This window comes from Parerythrobacter lutipelagi (assembly GCF_005434975.1).
GTDB classification, from domain to species: Bacteria; Pseudomonadota; Alphaproteobacteria; order Sphingomonadales; family Sphingomonadaceae; genus Parerythrobacter_A; species Parerythrobacter_A lutipelagi.
This window is the reverse complement of the sequence record NZ_SKCJ01000002.1, coordinates 1,253,105-1,272,067: the sequence shown is the minus strand read 5'-3', so window position 1 is coordinate 1,272,067 and position 18,963 is coordinate 1,253,105. Positions and strand designations below refer to the sequence as shown.

The 18,963-nt window shown below is 59.7% G+C and carries 20 protein-coding genes; 13 read left to right on the top strand and 7 right to left on the bottom strand.

The features are described 5' to 3' along the window. The first annotated feature begins 139 nt into the window (after positions 1 to 139). The gene (locus E0502_RS14450; RefSeq protein WP_137678674.1) at positions 140 to 559 is read left to right on the top strand and encodes a CBS domain-containing protein; all 420 of its coding nucleotides are present in this window, start codon (positions 140 to 142) and stop codon (positions 557 to 559) included. A gap of 270 nt (positions 560 to 829) precedes the next feature. Here E0502_RS14450 and E0502_RS14445 read toward each other — a convergent pair whose 3' ends face one another. Then, positions 830 to 1,648, bottom strand: a complete 819-nt coding sequence (locus tag E0502_RS14445; protein WP_137678673.1) for a universal stress protein — start codon at positions 1,646 to 1,648, stop codon at positions 830 to 832. A 468-nt stretch (positions 1,649 to 2,116) separates the two neighbouring features. Between E0502_RS14445 and E0502_RS14440 the strand changes: the two genes are divergently transcribed. Together E0502_RS14440 and E0502_RS14435 are read left to right on the top strand one after the other, a co-directional pair. Further along, positions 2,117 to 3,493, top strand: coding sequence for an NAD-dependent succinate-semialdehyde dehydrogenase (locus E0502_RS14440; RefSeq protein WP_137678672.1), 1,377 nt, complete (start codon positions 2,117 to 2,119; stop codon positions 3,491 to 3,493). 50 nt (positions 3,494 to 3,543) lie between these two features. Next, a complete protein-coding gene (locus E0502_RS14435; RefSeq protein WP_137678671.1) occupies positions 3,544 to 4,143 on the top strand; it encodes an SDR family oxidoreductase in 600 nt (199 codons plus the stop codon). A gap of 82 nt (positions 4,144 to 4,225) precedes the next feature. Here the strand turns inward: E0502_RS14435 and E0502_RS14430 are convergent, their stop codons facing one another. After that, positions 4,226 to 5,011: an enoyl-CoA hydratase-related protein gene (locus tag E0502_RS14430; RefSeq protein WP_137678670.1), complete on the bottom strand. Its 786-nt coding sequence runs from the start codon at positions 5,009 to 5,011 to the stop codon at positions 4,226 to 4,228. 185 nt (positions 5,012 to 5,196) lie between these two features. On the opposite strand from E0502_RS14430, the gene otsB reads away from it, so the two are divergent. From otsB to E0502_RS14415, 3 genes are read left to right on the top strand one after another with little or no spacing between them, the layout of a single operon-like run. After that, entirely contained in the window at positions 5,197 to 5,940 is a 744-nt protein-coding gene (gene otsB / locus E0502_RS14425; RefSeq protein WP_137678669.1) for a trehalose-phosphatase, read from the top strand. After that, positions 5,925 to 7,742 (top strand): glycoside hydrolase family 15 protein, encoded by a 1,818-nt coding sequence (locus tag E0502_RS14420; protein ID WP_137678668.1) that lies wholly within the window; start codon positions 5,925 to 5,927, stop codon positions 7,740 to 7,742. Before otsB ends, E0502_RS14420 begins: the two co-directional genes overlap by 16 nt. Before the next feature lie 10 nt (positions 7,743 to 7,752). Continuing rightward, positions 7,753 to 9,141, top strand: coding sequence for an alpha,alpha-trehalose-phosphate synthase (UDP-forming) (locus tag E0502_RS14415; protein WP_137678667.1), 1,389 nt, complete (start codon positions 7,753 to 7,755; stop codon positions 9,139 to 9,141). Positions 9,142 to 9,144: 3 nt separating this feature from the next. Here E0502_RS14415 and E0502_RS14410 read toward each other — a convergent pair whose 3' ends face one another. Then, a complete protein-coding gene (locus tag E0502_RS14410) occupies positions 9,145 to 9,609 on the bottom strand; it encodes a response regulator (RefSeq protein ID WP_137678666.1) in 465 nt (154 codons plus the stop codon). 159 nt (positions 9,610 to 9,768) lie between these two features. On the opposite strand from E0502_RS14410, the gene E0502_RS14405 reads away from it, so the two are divergent. Both E0502_RS14405 and trxB read left to right on the top strand, forming a co-directional pair. Next, positions 9,769 to 10,563, top strand: coding sequence for a tyrosine-protein phosphatase (locus E0502_RS14405; protein ID WP_137678665.1), 795 nt, complete (start codon positions 9,769 to 9,771; stop codon positions 10,561 to 10,563). A gap of 40 nt (positions 10,564 to 10,603) precedes the next feature. Then, on the top strand, positions 10,604 to 11,578 hold the full coding sequence (gene trxB / locus E0502_RS14400; RefSeq protein ID WP_137678664.1) for a thioredoxin-disulfide reductase: 975 nt from the start codon (positions 10,604 to 10,606) through the stop codon (positions 11,576 to 11,578). A gap of 21 nt (positions 11,579 to 11,599) precedes the next feature. On the opposite strand, the gene E0502_RS14395 is transcribed toward trxB, so the two are convergent. The 3 genes from E0502_RS14395 to E0502_RS14385 form a co-directional block, all read right to left on the bottom strand. Then, positions 11,600 to 12,043 carry an MAPEG family protein gene (locus E0502_RS14395; RefSeq protein WP_137678663.1) on the bottom strand — a complete coding sequence of 148 codons (444 nt, stop codon included), beginning with the start codon at positions 12,041 to 12,043 and terminating at the stop codon, positions 11,600 to 11,602. After that, on the bottom strand, positions 12,040 to 12,489 hold the full coding sequence (locus E0502_RS14390) for an MAPEG family protein (RefSeq protein WP_137678662.1): 450 nt from the start codon (positions 12,487 to 12,489) through the stop codon (positions 12,040 to 12,042). The genes E0502_RS14395 and E0502_RS14390 overlap by 4 nt, the downstream gene beginning before the upstream one ends. 62 nt (positions 12,490 to 12,551) lie before the next feature. Next, positions 12,552 to 13,514 carry a threonine ammonia-lyase gene (locus E0502_RS14385; protein WP_137678661.1) on the bottom strand — a complete coding sequence of 321 codons (963 nt, stop codon included), beginning with the start codon at positions 13,512 to 13,514 and terminating at the stop codon, positions 12,552 to 12,554. A gap of 62 nt (positions 13,515 to 13,576) precedes the next feature. On the opposite strand from E0502_RS14385, the gene E0502_RS14380 reads away from it, so the two are divergent. The 5 genes from E0502_RS14380 (at position 13,577) to E0502_RS14360 (ending at position 17,996) form a co-directional block, all read left to right on the top strand. Continuing rightward, positions 13,577 to 14,788 carry a saccharopine dehydrogenase family protein gene (locus E0502_RS14380; protein ID WP_137678660.1) on the top strand — a complete coding sequence of 404 codons (1,212 nt, stop codon included), beginning with the start codon at positions 13,577 to 13,579 and terminating at the stop codon, positions 14,786 to 14,788. After that, complete coding sequence (locus tag E0502_RS14375) at positions 14,749 to 15,210, top strand: hypothetical protein (RefSeq protein ID WP_137678659.1); 462 nt, start codon at positions 14,749 to 14,751, stop codon at positions 15,208 to 15,210. The genes E0502_RS14380 and E0502_RS14375 overlap by 40 nt, the downstream gene beginning before the upstream one ends. Positions 15,211 to 15,364: 154 nt before the next feature. Continuing rightward, on the top strand, positions 15,365 to 16,057 hold the full coding sequence (locus tag E0502_RS14370; RefSeq protein WP_137678658.1) for a hypothetical protein: 693 nt from the start codon (positions 15,365 to 15,367) through the stop codon (positions 16,055 to 16,057). Positions 16,058 to 16,066: 9 nt separating this feature from the next. After that, positions 16,067 to 16,714 (top strand): hypothetical protein, encoded by a 648-nt coding sequence (locus tag E0502_RS14365; RefSeq protein WP_137678657.1) that lies wholly within the window; start codon positions 16,067 to 16,069, stop codon positions 16,712 to 16,714. A 94-nt stretch (positions 16,715 to 16,808) separates the two neighbouring features. After that, positions 16,809 to 17,996, top strand: coding sequence for a carboxynorspermidine decarboxylase (locus E0502_RS14360; RefSeq protein WP_137678656.1), 1,188 nt, complete (start codon positions 16,809 to 16,811; stop codon positions 17,994 to 17,996). On the opposite strand, the gene E0502_RS14355 is transcribed toward E0502_RS14360, so the two are convergent. Then, positions 17,993 to 18,943 (bottom strand): DUF3137 domain-containing protein, encoded by a 951-nt coding sequence (locus tag E0502_RS14355; RefSeq protein WP_137678655.1) that lies wholly within the window; start codon positions 18,941 to 18,943, stop codon positions 17,993 to 17,995. The two genes, E0502_RS14360 and E0502_RS14355, sit on opposite strands and share 4 nt — an antisense overlap. Positions 18,944 to 18,963 lie beyond the last annotated feature (20 nt).

Sequence of the window (18,963 nt, the reverse complement as noted above, 5' to 3'; positions counted from 1 at the left end):
CTCAAGCGCTACAAGCGAGGGGCTCTGACGGGCATCGGTAAACCTACTTAGGATATCTCTCGCGCCTGACTTGACGACCACCAATCGGTGTCTCGGGATTTGGTGGAAAATGGATCTTCACTCAACCCGGGAGGCCAAGATGAAAGTACGCGATGCAATGCACGAGAATGCGGTCTGGATCACGCCAGACACGCAATTGCCCGATATTGCCCGGATCATGCGGGAGCAGGATGTCGGGGCCTTGCCCGTGGGCGAGAACGACAGGCTTGTTGGCATGGTAACCGATCGCGACGTCGTCATGCGCGGTTTTGACGATGCGCGAGATCCGATCCAACTGACTGCCCGAGACGTCATGTCGGAACCGATCCTGTTCTGTAGCGAAGAGGCCGACCTGGAGCAGGCGGCGCATCTTATGGAGAAGCACAAGGTGAGGCGGCTTCCGGTCATCGGCGACCATCGCCGGATGGTCGGCATGCTCAGCATCGGAGATTTGGCGGCCGCCTCCTCACCGGCGCTTTGCAGCGAAACGATCCAGGCGGTTTCCGCACATCACGCTTGACGATCGTCAAGTCGCCCCGTGCGACTCGTGCTACATAGAATGCGTCGAATGGGGAGTAAGCGAGAGCGAACGATGATCCATTCGCAAAGGCTCGCGGTGATCTGCGCATGACATTGCCGGAAAGCAATGAATACAGCGAGGGATCGCCGCGGGCTCACTTTTGTCTCTCCCGAAAAATGCGGTGTAGGTGTTCAGGCTTGCTCCGAGCAGGTCACGCCGGGAGCACGCGATGACGCGCTCTCTAACCAGCTTTCACCGATATCAGTTAATCTAATTCGAAAGAAAGAGGGGGATCGCAGGATCCTTCAGCATATCACGAGTAACACCACCGAGCACCCACTCCCGGAATCTAGAGTGGCCGTATGACCCCATGACAATATAGCCAGCTTGGCGTGCCTGCGCAGCTTCGACCAGTATTTCAGCAATTGATGCCGACCCGTCTTGCGGCAACTCGGTCAAATCGCTCTTGATATCGTGATCGGCCAGATACTCTGCTGCCTTGGTCGACGGCAAGTCGAACAGCTCGGTGTCCTTCTTTTCGCTGACGCTCAGAATATTGACAGAGTTAGCCAGCTTGAGGAATGGCAAGGCCGCGCGCAACGCGTGGGCGCTTTCGGCCGAACTGTTCCAGGCGACTGCCGCAGGCCCATCCAGGTCGAACGAGCGGCTTTTTTCCGGAACGACCAGGATTGGCGATCGCACCCTTTCAAGCAATTCATTCACGAGGTGGGAAGGCACTGCCGCTTTCCCATCAGGATTGCGTGCTCCGACCACGATCAGATCATGGAGCGGGGCGTGTTGCGCTATCGCGATTGCCGCTGATCCATTGCCCTTGATCCAGCTCCACGGCACATCCTCTTTGGCCAAGCGAGCTTCGATTTGCTCCCTGATCTCCTTCGCCATCCGTTCGAATTCGACGATCATCTGTGCGGCCGTTGTGCCATAAAAGTCGCCCGGCATACCGTAGTCGTAAGGCACAGCCTGCATACAGGTAAGATGTCCGTTGCATCGCCGGACAATGTCCAGTGCGACCTGGAGTCTCGCCTCGAAACAATCGTCGTCGTAGATGTGAAGGAGTATTCTGCGCATGATCCTCTTCTCGCTTTGCCGCTGTGAGAACGCAGAACCTGAATAGTTGCCGTAGAGAAATCGGAACTACGTAGATCGCCGTAAGCTGATATGCTTGCCCGAATCTGATCTGGACCAGGCACTGCTGCGAGCAGCAGCAATACCGAGCAGCGGGGCCGCGCCACTCGGACGCCGTCCGTTAGCGGCACGCTGCGTCCCTTGCGCCCAGATAATCCCGACCTCGCAATTCGAACGCTTGGCGCCGCTCCGGCTCACTTGGCCCTTACGCGACCGATTTCAGAAATTTCCGCCTCGTTTGCAGTGAACCCCGTCTTGCAGAACCCCGTCTTGCAGAGCGCTGTCGCTGGACCACCAAAGTCGGAACGTTAGTTCGTAGTGCTCGTTCGCAATACGAACCCTAAACTCGGGACCAGCGCAATTCGTATCGAGTGATTGCAATTGGTTGGTACGGAAACATCGGAAACCCACATGACCCAGATTCAGACCTGCAATCCTGCCACCGGCAAAAAGCTGGAAACTTATGATTTGATGAGCGAGCAGGAGGCATTCGGCAAGCTCGAAGCGGCGCATGCGGCCTTTCTTGAATGGCGCAAGAAGAGCCACGAAGAACGCGGGCCATACCTGCGCAAGATCGCACAGGTGTTGCGCGAGAACTCTGATGAAATCTCGCAGCTCATGACGAATGAAATGGGCAAGTTGCTGCGTGATGGCGCGACCGAGGTCGAAATCTGTGCGAGCATTTTCGAATACACCGCAGACAACGGCCCGGGTGAGCTGGCCGATGAGGAACGCAAGCACAGTGGCGGCGAAAAACGCGGTATCGTTTCATTTTCGCCGATCGGAGTCATCTACAGCATCCAGCCGTGGAATTTCCCGATCTACCAACCCGCGCGAGTGCTCGCAGCCAACCTGATGGCCGGGAACGGGGTGATCCTGAAGCATGCTTCCATCTGCACCGGCAGCGGTTTGCTGTTGCGCGACCTGTGCCTGAAAGCGGGGCTGCCCAAGGGACTGTTCGATGTCATACTTGTCGACCATGATCTGTCGGACAAAATAATCGAGCACAAACTGGTGCGCGCCGTCACGATGACGGGAAGCGACGGGGCAGGAAGCCATATTGGGGAAATTGCAGCCAAGAACCTCAAGAAGACCGTACTCGAGCTAGGTTCGAACGATGCGTATCTCGTGCTGGAAGATGCCGATCTCGAGCTTGCGATCGAGACCTGCGTGCAAGGCCGCCTGTACAACAATGGCGAGACGTGTGTGTCGGCCAAGCGCTTCGTTGTGGTCGATGCCCTTTACGACCGGTTTGTGTCTGGCTTTGTGGCCAGGATGGAGGCCGTGAAAATGGGTGATCCGAACAACGAAGACACTCAGCTCGGGCCCGTTTCCGGGAAGGACCAATTCGATACTCTGGTCGAACAGGTGGGCGAGAGCGTCGAAGGCGGCGCGAAACTGCTTTGCGGCGGCAATCCTGAAGGCGGCAAAGGGTTCTATTATCCCGCCACGGTCCTGGCTGATTGCAGGCCTGGCACCCCTGCCTATGATGATGAACTGTTCGGCCCGGTCGCATCGGTCATCCGCGCCACGGATGATGATGATGCGATGCGGATCGCCAACGACAGCCGATACGGCCTTGGCGGCGGGATCTTCTCAGAGAACGAGGACAAGGCCATTCGCCTCGCGCGGGATCATTTCGATACCGGGATGATACGCATCAATTCCTTTGGCGCGGCCGATCCCAACATGCCATTCGGCGGGGTCAAGGATTCTGGATACGGCCGTGAGCATGGCGGCTTCGGGATGAAGGAATTTGTCAACGCAAAGGCGATTTTCCTGCCCTGACCGCGCGATCCACCCAGCGGCATCCAACCTTTCCTCGGAGACTTTTTCTCATGCAGATCCTCATCGCCGGCTCCACCGGCAAAACCGGCCAAATTCTTGTCAGTGAACTACAGAAGCGGGGGCACCAACCGGTCGCGATGGTGCGAGAAAGCTCCGACACCAGCGGTCTGCCTGAACAGGTTGAGCAGCGTCAGGGAGATCTCACCGCGCTCACCGACGATGTCGTAGATTCGTGCGAAGTCGTGATTTTCGCTGCGGGCGCCGGGGGTGGCTCTTCTCCCGAGATGACCGATAAGATCGACCGTGAAGGCGCAAAATCGCTGATCGACCTGTCAGTGGAAAGGGGCGTTCGGCGATTTGTCATGCTGAGCAGCATAGGCGCGGGAGACCCCGATCCCGAGAGCGAGCTGGCGCATTACCTCAAAGCCAAACATGCGGCAGACGAGTACTTGAAGGCGGCTCCGCTTGAATATGCCATTCTGCGGCCGGTTGCCTTGACCGACGATGACGGCACGGGTTACGTGCAGCTCGGCGACCAAGTGGATCCTTCCGGGAAAGCCAGCCGGCAGGACGTTGCAAAGCTGCTTGCCGACGCTGCAGAAGCACCCGAGTGGGTAGGCAAGGTGCTGACGATGGAGAGCGTTCTGTAAGGCGCACGATGTCCGTACCGGCGGGAAGGGCGGGCTCCTCCGCCGCTGGCATTTTCAGTCACCGATCCGGCTAATCCGCGCCTCAGCTGCCGGTGAATTGTGCTTTGCGTTTTTGCAGGAAGGCCATCCCGCCTTCCATCGCATCTTTCGAGCTGCCTGCCTGGCGCTGGGCGGCGGCTTCAGCGGCCAGGGTTGAACCCATGTCCGACTGCAAACCGTCCCGCATGGTCTTCTTCATCAGGCCGAGAGCAACGGTCGGGCCGTTGGCGAGCCGCGTCGCGAGCGCTTTGGCTTCATCGGCCAGTACGTCGTCTTCGACGCATTTGTAGATCAGCCCGATACGCTCTGCCTCTTCCGCATAGATCTTTTCGCCAAGCATGATCATCCGGGTCGCCTGCGCGGTGCCGATGAGGCGCGGCAGCATCCAGCTCGACCCGCCATCCGGAACAAGGCCGATATTGACGAAGGCCTGAAGGAAATATCCGCTCTTGCCTGCAATCACGAAGTCCGCCGCGAGCGCGATCGAGCAGCCGACCCCGGCCGCGGGGCCCTGAACGGCGCTTACCACCGGTATCGGCAAATTGGCCAATGCGGTGATCATCGGATTGTAGTGCCGCGAAAGCGACTGGAACGCACCTTCGCCGCCGCTGAGCGATGCCTCCCCCCGCGACGCGAGATCCGCGCCCGAACAGAATGCACGGCCCGCGCCCTGGATCAGCACCGCGCGGGCATCTCCGTAATCACGGATGGCGTCGAAAATCTCGTCCGCCATGTGCGGCGGGCACGCATTGAGGCGGTCAGGCCGGTTGAGCGTAATGGTGAGAAGGCTGTCGTCCCTTTGCGTCAGGATGGTTTCGAATGTGCTCACAGTGCTCTCCCTCGCTCAAATCATATCGCCAGAAAGGCCTGAGGCTGCCGGCGTCTGAGCGCGTCTATTCGCGCGATCGGTGCGTTATTGCAACCAGTCTGTCACCTGTCCGATTGGCGGCAGCATACGATTTCATCACTTGACGCTTTGACGCAGTGCAGCATGCCGCGTAAGCCTTCACGTCGATGGTCCAACCGCGCCAACTCCCTCCGCCTCCGTCACTTGAAGAGATTGGCGCCGCGTCACCGATTGCCCTGTTTCTCGATTTCGATGGCACGCTGGTCCCGATTGCTTCGACCCCCGACGGCATCGATGTGCCGCTCAATTTGGCGGATCGGCTCGAACGCCTCTCGATCAGACTTGAGCACCGCATGGCAATCGTCAGCGGTCGCTCGCCAGACAATCTCGCAGAGCATCTCGGGCCGGCGGGTATCGCTGTTGCCGGATCGCATGGTGCGGCGCGGATCACACGGGATGGTTCGCCGCTGGGTTCGGCCGCTCGGGCTCTTTCACAGGATGCAATCGCCGATATCGACGCGGCGGCGAGGCGTGTGAACGTCCTGCTGGAGAAGAAGTCACACGGGCGGGCGCTGCATTATCGCGCGGCTCCTGAGCGCGAAGGCGCTGTGCTGGATCTGGCCAATGAGATCGCGCAGAAGCACGGTCTCGCTACCAAGCGCGGAAAATGCGTGGTCGAACTGGTCGTACCGGGGTCGGACAAGGGCAGGGCTGTCAAAGCCTTCATGGCCGAAGCCGAATTTGCCGGAGCCCTGCCGATTTTCATCGGTGACGATGTGACCGATGAGGACGGATTCCTTGCTGCCAGCGAAATAGGCGGCTTCGGAATTGCGGTCGGCGAGCGGCCGAGCAAACACGCGCGATACAATCTCTCTCAAACTTCGGATGTCCATGCATGGCTGAACCTGTGAACCCGCGCCAACCCGACCTTGAGCTTTGGCCGATCGGCAATTGTCAGGTCAGCGGGCTGATCGACGAGGCCGCGGGTCTCGTATGGGGCTGCGTGCCGCGGGTCGACGGCGATCCGGTATTCTGTGCACTGCTTAACGGAGAGCAGGACAAAGCCGGAGTCTGGCGTTTCGAACTGGAGGGGCAAGTGTCCGCGAGCCAGCACTACGAACGCAACACGCCGATCCTCGTGACGCGGCTGGAGGCGGGCGATGGCAGCGCGGTTGAGATTCACGATTTCTGCCCGCGCTTCGAACGTTCGGGCCGGATGTACCGGCCGGTGGCCTATGCCCGCATAGTGCGCCCGGTCGCGGGAACACCGCGTCTCAAGGTGGCGCTTCACCCGATGAAAAATTACGGGGCGCAATTGGCGGAAACGACGCACGGCACCAATCATGTGCGCTATCTGGTCGGTCCGCAGGCAATCCGCCTCAGCACCGATGCGCCTGTCGGTTACATTCTCGAGGGGCGCAGCTACCGGGTCGAGAGCGATCAGCACTTTTTCCTCGGCCCGGACGAGCCGTTCAGCGGCAATGTCCGCTCCGAAGTGCGCCGGATGGAAGCGCTGACTTCCAAATACTGGAAGAACTGGGTGCGCGGGCTGCACATCCCGTTTGAATGGCAGGAAGAGGTGATCCGCTGCGCGATCTCGCTCAAGCTTTGCCAGCATGAGGAAACCGGAGCGATCGTTGCGGCGCTGACCACTTCGATCCCCGAAGCGCCGCATAGCGAGCGCAACTGGGACTATCGCTACTGCTGGATCCGCGATTCCTATTACACCGTCCAGGCGCTCAATCGCCTCGGCGCGCTCGATGTGCTGGAGAAGTATCTCGCCTATCTGCGCAACATCGTGGACAGCGCCCAAGGCGGGCAGATCCAGCCATTATATTCCGTTATGGGCGAGGGGGAACTGAACGAGACCACGGCCGCGCATCTTGCCGGTTACCGCGGGATGGGGCCGGTCAGGGTCGGCAACGCAGCCTACAAGCAGGTGCAGCATGACTGCTACGGCCAGATTGTCATGCCGACCGTTCAGAGTTTCCTTGATCGCCGGCTGATGCGCGTGGCTGACGACCATGATTTTGCCAGCCTCGAACAGGTTGGCGAGATGGCCTGGAAGATGCACGACCAGCCCGACGCGGGCCTGTGGGAATTCCGCACGAGGCAGGAAGTGCACACCTATTCCGCCGTCATGTGCTGGGCCGCTTGCGACAGGTTGGCAACCACCGCGCATTACCTCGGCAAGGCAGAGCGCGAGACATTCTGGCGCGATCGCGCGGAGAAAATTCGTGAAACAATCGAGACCGAAGCATGGGTGGAAGGTCGGGACGGGGAGGGCGGCCACTACGGAGCGAGCTTCCAGAGCGATTACCTCGATGCAAGTCTGCTTCAGATGGTCGAACTGCGTTTCCTCAAACCGGACAATCCGCGTTTCCAGTCCACCTTTGCCGCGATCGAGAAGGTTTTGCGCCGCGGCGAACATATGCTGCGATATGCCAGCGAAGACGATTTCGGGCTGCCGGAAACCGCCTTCAACGTTTGCACCTTCTGGCTGATCGAGGCGCTCCATTTGGCGGGGCGCGACGAGGAAGCGCGCGAATTGTTCGAGACGATGCTCCGGCACTCGACGAAATCCGGCCTGCTGTCGGAAGATCTGGACTTCGAGACCGGCGAATTGTGGGGGAATTTCCCGCAGACCTACTCGCTGGTTGGAGTGATCAACGGCGCGGGCCTGCTGTCCAGGCCGTGGAGCGAAATCCGCTAGGGGAATCAGTATGAGCCGCCTTGTCATCATCTCGAACCGGGTTGCGGTTCCGAAAGCACGCGGTGCAGCAGGGGCGCAGGGCGGACTTGCGGGGGCGCTGAATTCAGCGCTCAAGAAGAACGGCGGCATCTGGTTCGGGTGGTCCGGCGGCGAAGTCGACGAATTCACCGGCAAGATAGATATCCAGCGCAACGACGGAGTGACCACCGCCACGCTCGATCTGGCGACGCAGGACATTGACGAATATTACAACGGCTATGCCAATTCGACCCTGTGGCCGCTGTTCCACTATCGGATCGACTTGACCGAATATGAGAACGAATTCGGCAAGGGCTACGAACGGGTCAATGAACGCTTCGCTGAAGCAGCTGCGCCGCTGATAGAGCAGGATGACCTCGTCTGGGTCCATGACTATCACTTGCTGCCATTGGGCGAACGCTTGCGGTCGCGCGGGATGAAAAACCGCATCGGTTTTTTCCTTCACACGCCATGGCCGCCAACACGATTGTTCGTCTCGCTGCCGTATCACGAGCGATTGGTGCGCACGATGCTGGAGTACGATCTGATCGGCTTTCAGACCGATCCATGGCTCGACAGCTTCCTGCACTATTGCCGCAAGGAACTTGGCGCGGATGTCGACGAGGAGAGCGGCCGGATCGTTTTCGATGGCCGTACCACCTATGCGCGGGCCTATCCGATCGGCATCGACTGGGATCATGTCCAGTCGCAAATGAATACCGGCGAAGCGCGCCAGGCCGGGCAGAGACTGCTAGCCAGCACCCGCCACCGGACTGCGATGATTGGTGTCGACCGGCTGGATTATTCGAAGGGCCTGCCTGAACGGATCGACGGGATCGGACGATTTTTCGATCAGAATCCGGAGCGGGTGCGCGACCTGGTCTATATTCAGATCGCGCCGCCCAGTCGCGAGGATGTCGACAGCTACCAGAAGATTCGTGCGGAGCTTGAACAGAAAACCGGCGCGATCAACGGCGCGCGCTCCGAAGTGGACATCGTGCCCATTCGCTATGTCAACAAGGGGCATAGTCTGGCGGAGCTTTGCGGCTTTTATCGCGCGTCGAAAATCGGTCTGGTGACGCCGCTGCGCGACGGAATGAATCTGGTTGCGAAGGAATATGTCGCAGCGCAGGACCCGGAGGATCCGGGTGTGTTGATCCTTTCCAGTTTTGCTGGCGCTGCCGAGCAGCTGACCGACGCGGTGCTGGTCAATCCGCACAGTCGCGACGATTTGTCCCGCGCCATCCGTGCCGCGCTCGATATGCCGCTCGAAGAACGCAAGCGCCGTTACCAAGCGATGGTGAAGAGCGTGCGCGAAGAGAATGTCCAGCAATGGACGGAGAATTTCACCGCCGATCTGGCCGGGGTTGGCACCGAATAATTTTCACAACACCGAACGCGCGCCCTGATCTACGTCAGCTGGCCATTGGCCGCTGCTGCGCTCCATCAATTCGCTGAGCTCGAGATGCTTGGGGCGTTCGGCTCGGGCGCGCAGAACCTGATTGACCCGCCAGACGAGGAATTTCGGGTCGAACGGCTTGCGGATATAGTCCTGCGCACCGTGATACAGCGCCTGCTCTTCGTCTTTCGCGCCGGTCATGGCCGTGAACATGATCACCGGCAGATCATACAGGCTGGGCGAAGTGCGGATTTTCCGCAGCACCTGAGCGCCGGAGTACTCCGGCATATCCTGATCAAGCAGCACCAGGTCGGGCCGCCGCCATGCGAGCAGTTTCAGGGCTTGAGCTCCGTCAGTGACCCATCCGCATGCGTGACCAACATTGATCAGCACATTGGCGGCCATTTCCGCAATCATCTCGTCGTCATCGGCAATGAGGATGTAAGCCATTGGTCTTCGCTCCATTTTTCCGGGTTCTTGGTAGCATCTGCTCCCAGTCAGGCGGTGAACCGGCGGCTAGGGACTAATACGCAGAGATCGGACCGCGATCGGGCCGCGATTGATTGGGTGGAGCTTGAGTCTCCCGGGCAACGCTGGCAAGCGCTCCACATGAACCAGACCGACAGAGCTCTCCCGCTGGAGGGCGTCCACAATTTCCGCGACTATGGTGGCTACGCGACAAGCGGCGGCAGCCGGATGAAGCGCGGACTGCTCTGGCGCTCGGGCCAGCATCTTGAAGCGACTGATGCCGATTTGAAGGCAATCGCGGCGCTCGACCTCCAGCACGTGATCGATTTTCGCGGGCGGAGCGAGCGGACAAGCTATCCTTGTCGCCGGCACGCGGATTTTGCCGCTGATGTGGTATTTTACGACGGGGAAACCGCTGCGCTGGCGCCGCATGTCGAAGCCGCCGAGGGCGTCCTTGATGTGGGTGCTGCGCATGCGAAGATGGAAGCGCTTTATGCCCGGCTGCCGCAGCGCGAGCCGGTGCTCTACGTCATGCGCCGCTATTTCGAGGTGCTGTCAAAAGGACCCGGGCAGGATGGCGGGCCATCGCTGGTGCATTGTCTTGCCGGGAAAGACCGCACGGGGATGGCGGTCGCCCTGCTGCACCACGCGGTCGGCGTTCACCCGGACGACGCGATGGAAGATTTCCTGCTTACCAACACGGTGGGCAACATCGATGCGCGCATCGCTGCGGGCGCTGTGGCCGTGCGCGAAAAATGGGGCAACCTCAGCGATGACACCATCCGGGTGCTGATGGGCGTGGATGAACGGTACCTTGTGGCCATGCGCAAAGCTGTGGAAGCGGAGCACGGCTCACTCGACGCTTTCCTGAAAGACGTGCTTGGGGTCACGCAAGAAAGGCGTGAAGCTTTGCGCTTGCACCTTACCGAAGCATAACCAGATCGGGTCACTGACCCAGACGACGAAGGTAAATTCCATGGCTACCCATCGCACCAAGATGCTGATCATCGGTTCGGGCCCCGCAGGCTATTCTGCGGCAATCTATGGCGCACGTGCGATGATGGAGCCAATCGTGGTGCAGGGCCTCCAGCCCGGCGGCCAGCTGACGATCACCACCGATGTCGAAAACTATCCGGGCTTTGCCGATGTGATCCAGGGCCCGTGGCTGATGGAACAGATGCAGAAGCAGGCCGAGCATGTCGGCACGAAGATGATGTGGGATACGATCGTCGACGTCGACATCGCGGGCGGGTCTCCGTTCCGCGCCGTGGGCGATAGCGGTGACGAATATATCGGCGATGTGCTGGTTATCGCGACAGGCGCACAGGCCAAATGGCTTGGCGCGCCGGGGGAGCAGGAACTGGGCGGCAAGGGTGTGTCCGCCTGCGCGACTTGCGACGGTTTCTTCTATCGCGGCAAGAAAGTTGCCGTCATCGGCGGCGGCAACACTGCGGTCGAGGAAGCGCTCTATCTGACCAATCATTCGCAGGACGTGACGCTAATCCATCGGCGCGACGAGCTGCGCGCGGAAAAGATCCTGCAGGAACGGCTGCTCAAGCACCCCAATATCACTGTGCAGTGGAACAAGGCGGTGTCGAGCTTCGAGGGCGACCCGATGGGGGCAGGCCTGACCCATCTTGCGCTGAAGGACACTGTGACCGGCGAAGAGAGCACGCTGGATGTTGACGGGGCTTTTGTCGCCATCGGTCATGCCCCGGCAACCGAACTGTTCAAGGGCAAGCTGCCGATGGACGATGGCGGATATCTGCTGGTCGAACCCGGCACACCGATGACTTCGATCCCCGGCGTTTTCGCTTGCGGCGATGTGATGGACCACACCTACCGGCAGGCGGTCACCGCTGCGGGCACCGGGTGCATGGCTGCGCTCGATGCCGAACGCTTCCTGGCGACGCTGGATTTTGCCGAGCAGGAAGCCGAAGCGGCGGAATAAACCGCTCCGGCCTCACTGCCGTTAAAGGTGAATGTCGAACACCGTGATCGCCGCGTGGAAGATCAGCGTGATCAGCACGAGGCTCGACAGTGCGAATAGCACGAAACGCACCAGCACCTTGTTGGCTGTTGCCTGAATCACCGAGTGAATGACGCGCAGTCCGACATAGATCCACGCCAGCAATGCGTTCATGCCATCGCCTTGCCCGACCAGGGCAAGCACCAGGGCAACTGCATAAAAGATGGTCGGTTGCTCGTGCAGGTGATTGTAATTGTGCGCTTTCCACTGGACGCTGGCAGGCAGGACCGCGTCGAGGTCTTTGCCGGTTCCGCCAACCAGATTGGCAGTATCGATCTCGGGCGCTTTCGACATCGCAGGAATGCGTGTGGCATACATCCACACCCACATGACCATGGTCCAGATCGCCAGAGCGACGACCGGTTGCAGGATATCGGATTCGATCATGTGAGCACTCCGGGATCGGCAAAGAGGGTAGCCATGACTGCGCGGACCGCGAGGATGACGAGCGCCAGCGAAGACAGAAGGAAGATGAGGAAGCGGATCGAGACGACATTGACGGTCGCCTGCCAGACGGAATGGACGATCCGCAACGCGACATAGATCCAGGCGAGCAGGATATCCAGCTGACCCGCGCCCATCATCGCCAGAATGACAACCGTGGGATAGAAAATCGTCGGCTGTTCCATCAGATGCGCATAATTGTGCGCTTTCCAGTTTACCTTGTCCGGTATCACCCCTTCGAGATCGACCCCGCGACCGCCGGGTTTTGCTTCACTCAGGCCGCCACCGGATTTCTTGATCGCGGGCAACCGCGTGCCTGCCATCCAGAACAGCATGATTAGCGACCACAGCACCAGCACGGCTGCGGGTGCGAGCATTTGAGCCTGCATGAAAATTCCTCCCTGTTTCGGCGCGGACCCTGCTGTCCGGCCGTTCGATTGTCAAACGCTGGCTAGCCCGTGCTTGCCAGCATGGCTGCGAAGCTTTCCGCATCTGTGTTGCCGCCGGTCAGCATGATGACAGTGTCTGCGTCGAGCGGGACTTTGCCGGCAAGCGCTGCGGCAAGCGCGGCTGCGCCTCCGGGCTCGACGACAAGATGCAAGTTAGAGAAAGCAAAACGCTGCGCCGCGCGCACTTCATCGTCATCGACCGTCACGCCGGGTTCGGCGCGATCTTTGAGAATCGACAGATTGACGGGTTTGGTCGCAGGTGGCTGAAGCGCATCGCAAATCGTTTTCGGCGCGTCGTCCGCGACCTGCACGATCTCGCCGGCCGCCATCGCTTGCCCAACCATGTCCCAACCTTCAGGCTCGACCGGCACTATCGCGCTGTCGGGGCAGGCGAGGGCGAGGCCCGCTGCCAGCCCGCCACCGCCGCAACACGCCAGAATCTGGCTTGGTTGCCGCCCCAGCTGCTGCGTGATTTCGATCCCTGCGCTGCCTTGCCCTTCGATCACCCACGGATCGCCGAAGGCATGGACCAGTGTTCCGCCGCGCTCCGCAATCAGCCGGGCGGCCACTTCGTCACGGTCTTCACCGGGTCGCTCGTAGAGCACGATTTCCGCGCCCAGCGCATGCGTGGCTTGCAGCTTAACTCTGGGCGCATCGCGCGGCATCACGATAGCGGCCTTGATGCCGAGCCGCGCAGCGGCCCACGCGACGCCCTGCGCATGATTACCGCTGGAGACAGCAACGACCCCGCGCGCCTTTTCCTCTTCCGACAGGGCGGAGAGCCGATGCCACGCCCCGCGGATCTTGAACGCGCCGACCGGTTGCAATGTCTCGGCCTTCACCCAGCAGCGCGTATTCCCGATCCGGACCGGCAACAACGGCGTGGGCGGCAGGATTGCAGCCACTTTTTCCGCCGCTTCGATTACCCCTTCGCGGGTTGGCATGCGCATATTGTCTCGGATCATTTGGCGGCATTAGCGCATTTCGCTAGGGGGACGACAAGATTCGAATTCGGAGAAAGCCCAATATGTCGACAGTTCTCGTAATCGGTGCCGGCGGTGTCAGCTCGGTCTGTGTCCACAAGATGGCGATGAATGCGGAGATTTTCTCCGCGATCCATCTCGCAAGCCGCACCAAAAGCAAATGCGATGCTATCGCCGCTTCGGTCAAAGATCGGACCGGGCAGGATGTCAGCACCTATGAGATCGACGCAGAAGAAGTCCCGGCGATGGTCAATCTGATCAAGAAGGTCGGCCCGAGCCTCGTCGTCAACCTCGCGCTGCCGTATCAGGACCTGCCGATCATGGACGCGTGTCTCGAAGCGGGCGTCGACTATCTCGATACTGCCAATTACGAGCCCAAGGACGAAGCGAAGTTCGAGTATAAGTGGCAGTGGGCCTACCAGGACCGATTCAAGGAAGCGGGCCTGATGGCGCTGCTCGGTTCGGGCTTCGATCCGGGCGTGACCAGCGTCTTCACCATGTGGCTCAAGAAGCACAAGCTGAAGACCATCCGCCAGCTCGATATCCTCGATTGCAATGGCGGCGACCACGGACAGGCCTTCGCGACCAATTTCAACCCGGAAATCAACATCCGCGAAGTGACTGCGCCTGCCCGTCATTGGGAGAACGGCGAATTTGTCGAGACCCCGGCCATGGGCAAGAAAGTCGAATTCGACTTCGAGGCGGTCGGCCCGAAGAACATGTACATGATGTATCACGAGGAGCTGGAAAGCCTCTCGAAATTCAATCCCGAGCTGGAGCGTGCACGCTTCTGGATGACCTTTGGTGATGAGTACATCAAGCACCTGACGGTGCTGCAGAATGTCGGTATGACCCGCATCGACCCGGTGCGTTATCAGGGCAAGGACATCATTCCGTTGCAGTTCCTCGCTGCCGTACTGCCCAAGCCGGAATCGCTGGGCGAGACAACCAAGGGCAACACCAATATCGGCGTCATCGCAACCGGTGAGGCGATGGACGGGTCAGGCGAGAAGACGTTCTACATCAATAATATATGTAGCCACGAGGCCGCTTACGAAGAAACCGGCAATCAGGCGGTCAGCTACACCACTGGCGTGCCCGCCATGATCGGCAGCGCGATGATGGTGACCGGCAAATGGGACGAGGACGGCGTGATCAACATGGAACAGATGGACCCCGATCCGTTCATGGACATGCTCAATGCGCACGGCCTGCCATGGCAGGTGAAGGAACTGGACGGTCCGGTCGATTTCTGACGATGCGTTTCGGGCCGCACGCCATTCTGTACTCGCTGGCATTTGCGGGTCTCGGAACCCCCGCACACTTGCATGCGCAGGAACTCAATCCGGACAATAGCGGCAAGCCTTTTACTCAGCGGATGCCTGATGAGTACCGTGGGCTTTGGGCGCACGACTGGTCGAGATGCGATAGTGAGAGCGGCTATCCGGTGGATGGAATTTTCGTCGGCCGCGTGAGCTTCGGTTCATGGAAAGGCGGAGAGAAACAGCCGGGTGAAGGCATGCTGGAGCAGGTTGAGTTCCGTGAAAGCGGAACCATAGCCATCAAGCTGTCCGGGGTTGATGAGCGGCAGATTCTGACGCTTCATGGCGATGGCCGATTGACCATCGTTTGGGGCGCACAAGGGCCGTTCAAATTCACGCGATGTGACGCAGGCTGAATGCTCGCACTGCGCACGCTGATTTGTGCTGGATTTTCACAAAAATGTCGCGCAGATACATGACTGTCGTGTCCAAAAATTGCATTCGGGCGTGACCGACTGAAGCTGCCCCAAAGGGGAGGGCAGGGTCGAAAATTGTAGGGGTTGTGATTTCATGAAAAAGACATTCGTGCTGCTTGCAGCACTCAGCCTTGGCGCGTGCGCGAATCCGTACGTTGCCACACCTTACACCGCACCGGCAGGTGGCCTGACTTCGGTCGGTATTGCCGATGACAGTATTCCGGAAGACGCGATCGCCGGCGAAGCCGCTTCGACCATGTCGAACTTCGGCCTGCTGGGCGCTTTGGTTGATGCCGGTGTGCAGGCGAGCCGCAAGAGCCGCGTGAACGAAGCACTCGATAGCGTGAATTATCAGCCGGAAGAGATGTTCGAGGCGTATCTGATCGAAGCGTTCAAGAAGAAGAACATCAACGCCATGCTGCTGGCCGGACCGGACCGCGAGAAACGCGAATTCCTGACGGATTACCAGGATGCAAATGGTGCGCAGGCGGTGCTCGACTTCAACGTGACCGAGCACGGCTATATCAACGCCGGCAATCAGCTGTGGCGCCCCGCCGTGGCTGCAGATGTCCGCCTGGTCGACGCTGTTTCTGGCAAGACGCTGATGGAAAACCGCATCGTTCTGAACCCGATCGTGGTTCAGGAAGGCACCATCACCCTCTCGCCGAACCCGGATTATGTGTTCCAGAACCGCGAAGACATGATTTCGCAGCCGGAGCGCCTTGCAGCGGGCATCGACGATGCTCTGATGAAGGTCGCCGACGCGGCTGTGAATCTGCTGCAGTAAGGCCGGATCATGCGAACCAAACTCGCTCTCGCGGCGGCTGTCTCGGTGCTGGCTACGGCCTGCACCCAGACGCTGCCTCCGATCCTGCCGCCGACCCTGACGTTCGACGGTACGGACTGCGCGCTGACGCCTGATCTGGCGGCAGCGGTCAGCATGCTCCCGTCGGAGAAGGATCAGAAAAAGAAGATCTACACGATCTCCAGTCCTGTTACCGGTGAATACGGCTGTCTGACTCAGAACGATGTCAGCGGCCCGTATGTCGTCTACGACATGCCGCAATACGGCACGGTCAAGATGATCGAACTGGGTTCGGCGCTGGAAGGCGCACGGATTTTCTCGCCCATCGTAACCTTGCTCGACGAGAATGGTGAAGTGACCCGGTTGATCGAGCCGAAGAGCTATATGTTCCGCGGCAACATCTACTCGGCACAGTTCGCCCCGGCGGAGGGCGAACGCTTTGCGCTGGTGACAGTCAATCCCGATCTGATCGGTGAGCGCTACGAAGCCATCCGGCTCGGCATCAGCACCAACACGATCTACACCGGGTATGGCGCGTCGAACTGGTATTCCGGTTTCGAAACCGCACTTTCGCAGGGTTATTCCTACGAAGGCACGATGCAGGCGAAAGTCTACAAGGCCGACGAAGAGGACGATTAAGTCTTCCCCAATCGGTGAACTTATGAAGTGGGCCCGCTGGCAATGTTCAGCGGGCCCTCTTTGCGTCCCGGACCATTGCGTCTAGAGGCGGCATATGGAAACCAAAGCCGGTGATCCGGGCGCTTTCGCCCATTTCGATCTCACTCGTGTCGACAGCCCTGCCTTCGTGGTGGATGCCGCGAAATTGCGCGCCAATTGCCAGGTGCTGGCCGAGATTCGCGACGCGGCGGACATCAAGGTGCTTGCGGCGCTCAAGGCGTTCTCCATGTGGTCGGTCGCGCCGATTATCGGGGAGTATCTGGACGGCGTCTGCACCAGCGGGCTGTGGGAAGCGCGGTTGGCTAGCGAGTTCTACGATGGCGAAATCAGCACCTATTGCGCGGCCTACAAGCCGGAAGACATCGAAGAAGTCTGCCGGCTGTCGGATCATGTCATTTTCAATTCACCGCAACAAATCGCGCGCGCGCAGCTGATTCTCGATCAGGCCAAACTGACGTCGGGCGATTTCGAAATCGGGTTGCGGCTCAATCCGCAAGTGCCAACGGGCGAAGTTCCGCGGTATGACCCGTCAAGCCCCGGAAGCCGTCTGGGCTTCCCGATCGATCAGCTCGAGCCGGAGATGATGGAAGGGGTGGACGGGATCCATTTCCACAATCTGTGCGAACAGGGTTTCGAACCGCTGCAACGCACCTGGGACGCTGTGTTCGACGCGATCGAACCGTATTTCGACCAGCTCAAATGGATCAATATGGGCGGTGGTCACCATATCACCCGGGCCGATTACGAGCGCGAAGAGCTGATCGAATTCCTGCGCGATGCGAAGGAAGACACCGGCGCAGAGATCTATCTCGAACCGGGCGAGGCGGTTGCGCTTGATGCGGGAATTCTGGTCGGATCGATCCTCGATACAGGAGCCAACGAAGTGCCGTTCGCGATCACGGATGTGTCCGCCACTTGCCATATGCCCGACGTGATCGAAGCACCTTACCGCCCGGCGATGCTGGGTGAAGAGGCTCGGCAGACTGCGCAAGCCGGGCAGCCGGTCCGGCTTGGCGGGCCTTCGTGCCTGGCGGGGGATATCATCGGCGATTACGCCATGCCGGAAGGCCTGAAGCCGGGTGATCGCTTCGCGTTTCTCGATCAGGCGCATTACTCGATGGTCAAGACGACCACCTTCAACGGTGTGCCGCTGCCATCGATCTGGTTGTGGGACAGCGAAAGCGATGCGCTCGATCAAATCAAGAGCTTCGGCTATGAGGATTTTCGCAATCGTCTGAGCTAACGCTCGGATTCATTGAGCGACTGCGCCAGATTGGCCAGGGCGCGGAACTGGCTAATCGTCAGATCGACCTTATCACGGTCCTTGCTTGCGTCCATGCCCCCGCTTTCGAACATGTTCGAAGCCTCCACGACGACGGTCAGCTCTCCGCCGCAGAATATCGCGCGCAATTCCTTGCCCTTGAACGCCTGTTCCACTTCCAGCATCCGTTCGACATAGGCGGGATGCACCAGATAGCGCGCTTCGACCTGGTCGGTAGCATAAATGTCGAACGCATCTTCGAACTCGGGGTGCACAATATCCACTGCGTCCATGGTCTTGCCGGCTGCGGATATGCTGTCTTTCTTGCCGCCGAAGAAGCCGAACTTCTTGTGGGTGCCCGCACGCTGGATCAGCGTGGTGCCGTGGAACTGGCGAGCAAACCCGACCGACAGGAATGGACCGCGAAACTTCGTGACGGTTTTTGTGCCGCCATCACTGTCGCTGGTTTCGTTTTCCAGATGCGCCTCGAACAGCTGGAACGGCCGACCGGCAACCTCACCTTGCCAGAAATCCTCGAACGCCTGCTTGTTATGGCTCGGCAGCATCTTGTGTTTCTTGCAACGTTCATAGGCCGGGCCGCCATCACCTTTAAGTGAATAGGTGATTCCAACCGCGTCGGCGATTGCTTCGTTGATGCCGATCTTGACCTTCTTGATTGCCTCGGCGCGCGGGTAATAGGCCCAGATGCCGGCTCCGATGCACGCGGCCAAAAAGAAGAATCCGCTGAAGCCGAATTGCAGGAAACGGAGCAGCGCCAGCACTATAGCAAGCGGGACCAGCACTCCGAAGCTCACCAGGAACCGCTGGTTTGATTTGCGCGCGGCCCGATCTCGCTCCACCGTCTGGTGCGCCAGCCAATTACCCAGATTACCTGACATGAGCCTGTCGGTATCGAGATTTTCCATCATCCGGGTTTCCCTCCCCCTGG

Coding starts and splice junctions, on each gene's coding strand:
- E0502_RS14370 (WP_137678658.1), top strand. CDS start 15,365: ATGAAAAAGACATTCGTGCTGCTTGCAGCACTCAGCCTTGGCGCGTGC.
- E0502_RS14375 (WP_137678659.1), top strand. CDS start 14,749: ATGGCAGGTGAAGGAACTGGACGGTCCGGTCGATTTCTGACGATGCGT.
- E0502_RS14435 (WP_137678671.1), top strand. CDS start 3,544: ATGCAGATCCTCATCGCCGGCTCCACCGGCAAAACCGGCCAAATTCTT.
- E0502_RS14440 (WP_137678672.1), top strand. CDS start 2,117: ATGACCCAGATTCAGACCTGCAATCCTGCCACCGGCAAAAAGCTGGAA.
- E0502_RS14380 (WP_137678660.1), top strand. CDS start 13,577: ATGTCGACAGTTCTCGTAATCGGTGCCGGCGGTGTCAGCTCGGTCTGT.
- E0502_RS14360 (WP_137678656.1), top strand. CDS start 16,809: ATGGAAACCAAAGCCGGTGATCCGGGCGCTTTCGCCCATTTCGATCTC.
- E0502_RS14355 (WP_137678655.1), bottom strand. CDS start 18,943: ATGATGGAAAATCTCGATACCGACAGGCTCATGTCAGGTAATCTGGGT.
- E0502_RS14405 (WP_137678665.1), top strand. CDS start 9,769: ATGAACCAGACCGACAGAGCTCTCCCGCTGGAGGGCGTCCACAATTTC.
- E0502_RS14445 (WP_137678673.1), bottom strand. CDS start 1,648: ATGCGCAGAATACTCCTTCACATCTACGACGACGATTGTTTCGAGGCG.
- E0502_RS14385 (WP_137678661.1), bottom strand. CDS start 13,514: ATGATCCGAGACAATATGCGCATGCCAACCCGCGAAGGGGTAATCGAA.
- E0502_RS14395 (WP_137678663.1), bottom strand. CDS start 12,043: ATGATCGAATCCGATATCCTGCAACCGGTCGTCGCTCTGGCGATCTGG.
- E0502_RS14420 (WP_137678668.1), top strand. CDS start 5,925: ATGGCTGAACCTGTGAACCCGCGCCAACCCGACCTTGAGCTTTGGCCG.
- E0502_RS14365 (WP_137678657.1), top strand. CDS start 16,067: ATGCGAACCAAACTCGCTCTCGCGGCGGCTGTCTCGGTGCTGGCTACG.
- E0502_RS14450 (WP_137678674.1), top strand. CDS start 140: ATGAAAGTACGCGATGCAATGCACGAGAATGCGGTCTGGATCACGCCA.
- E0502_RS14415 (WP_137678667.1), top strand. CDS start 7,753: ATGAGCCGCCTTGTCATCATCTCGAACCGGGTTGCGGTTCCGAAAGCA.
- E0502_RS14410 (WP_137678666.1), bottom strand. CDS start 9,609: ATGGCTTACATCCTCATTGCCGATGACGACGAGATGATTGCGGAAATG.
- trxB (WP_137678664.1), top strand. CDS start 10,604: ATGGCTACCCATCGCACCAAGATGCTGATCATCGGTTCGGGCCCCGCA.
- E0502_RS14390 (WP_137678662.1), bottom strand. CDS start 12,489: ATGCAGGCTCAAATGCTCGCACCCGCAGCCGTGCTGGTGCTGTGGTCG.
- otsB (WP_137678669.1), top strand. CDS start 5,197: ATGGTCCAACCGCGCCAACTCCCTCCGCCTCCGTCACTTGAAGAGATT.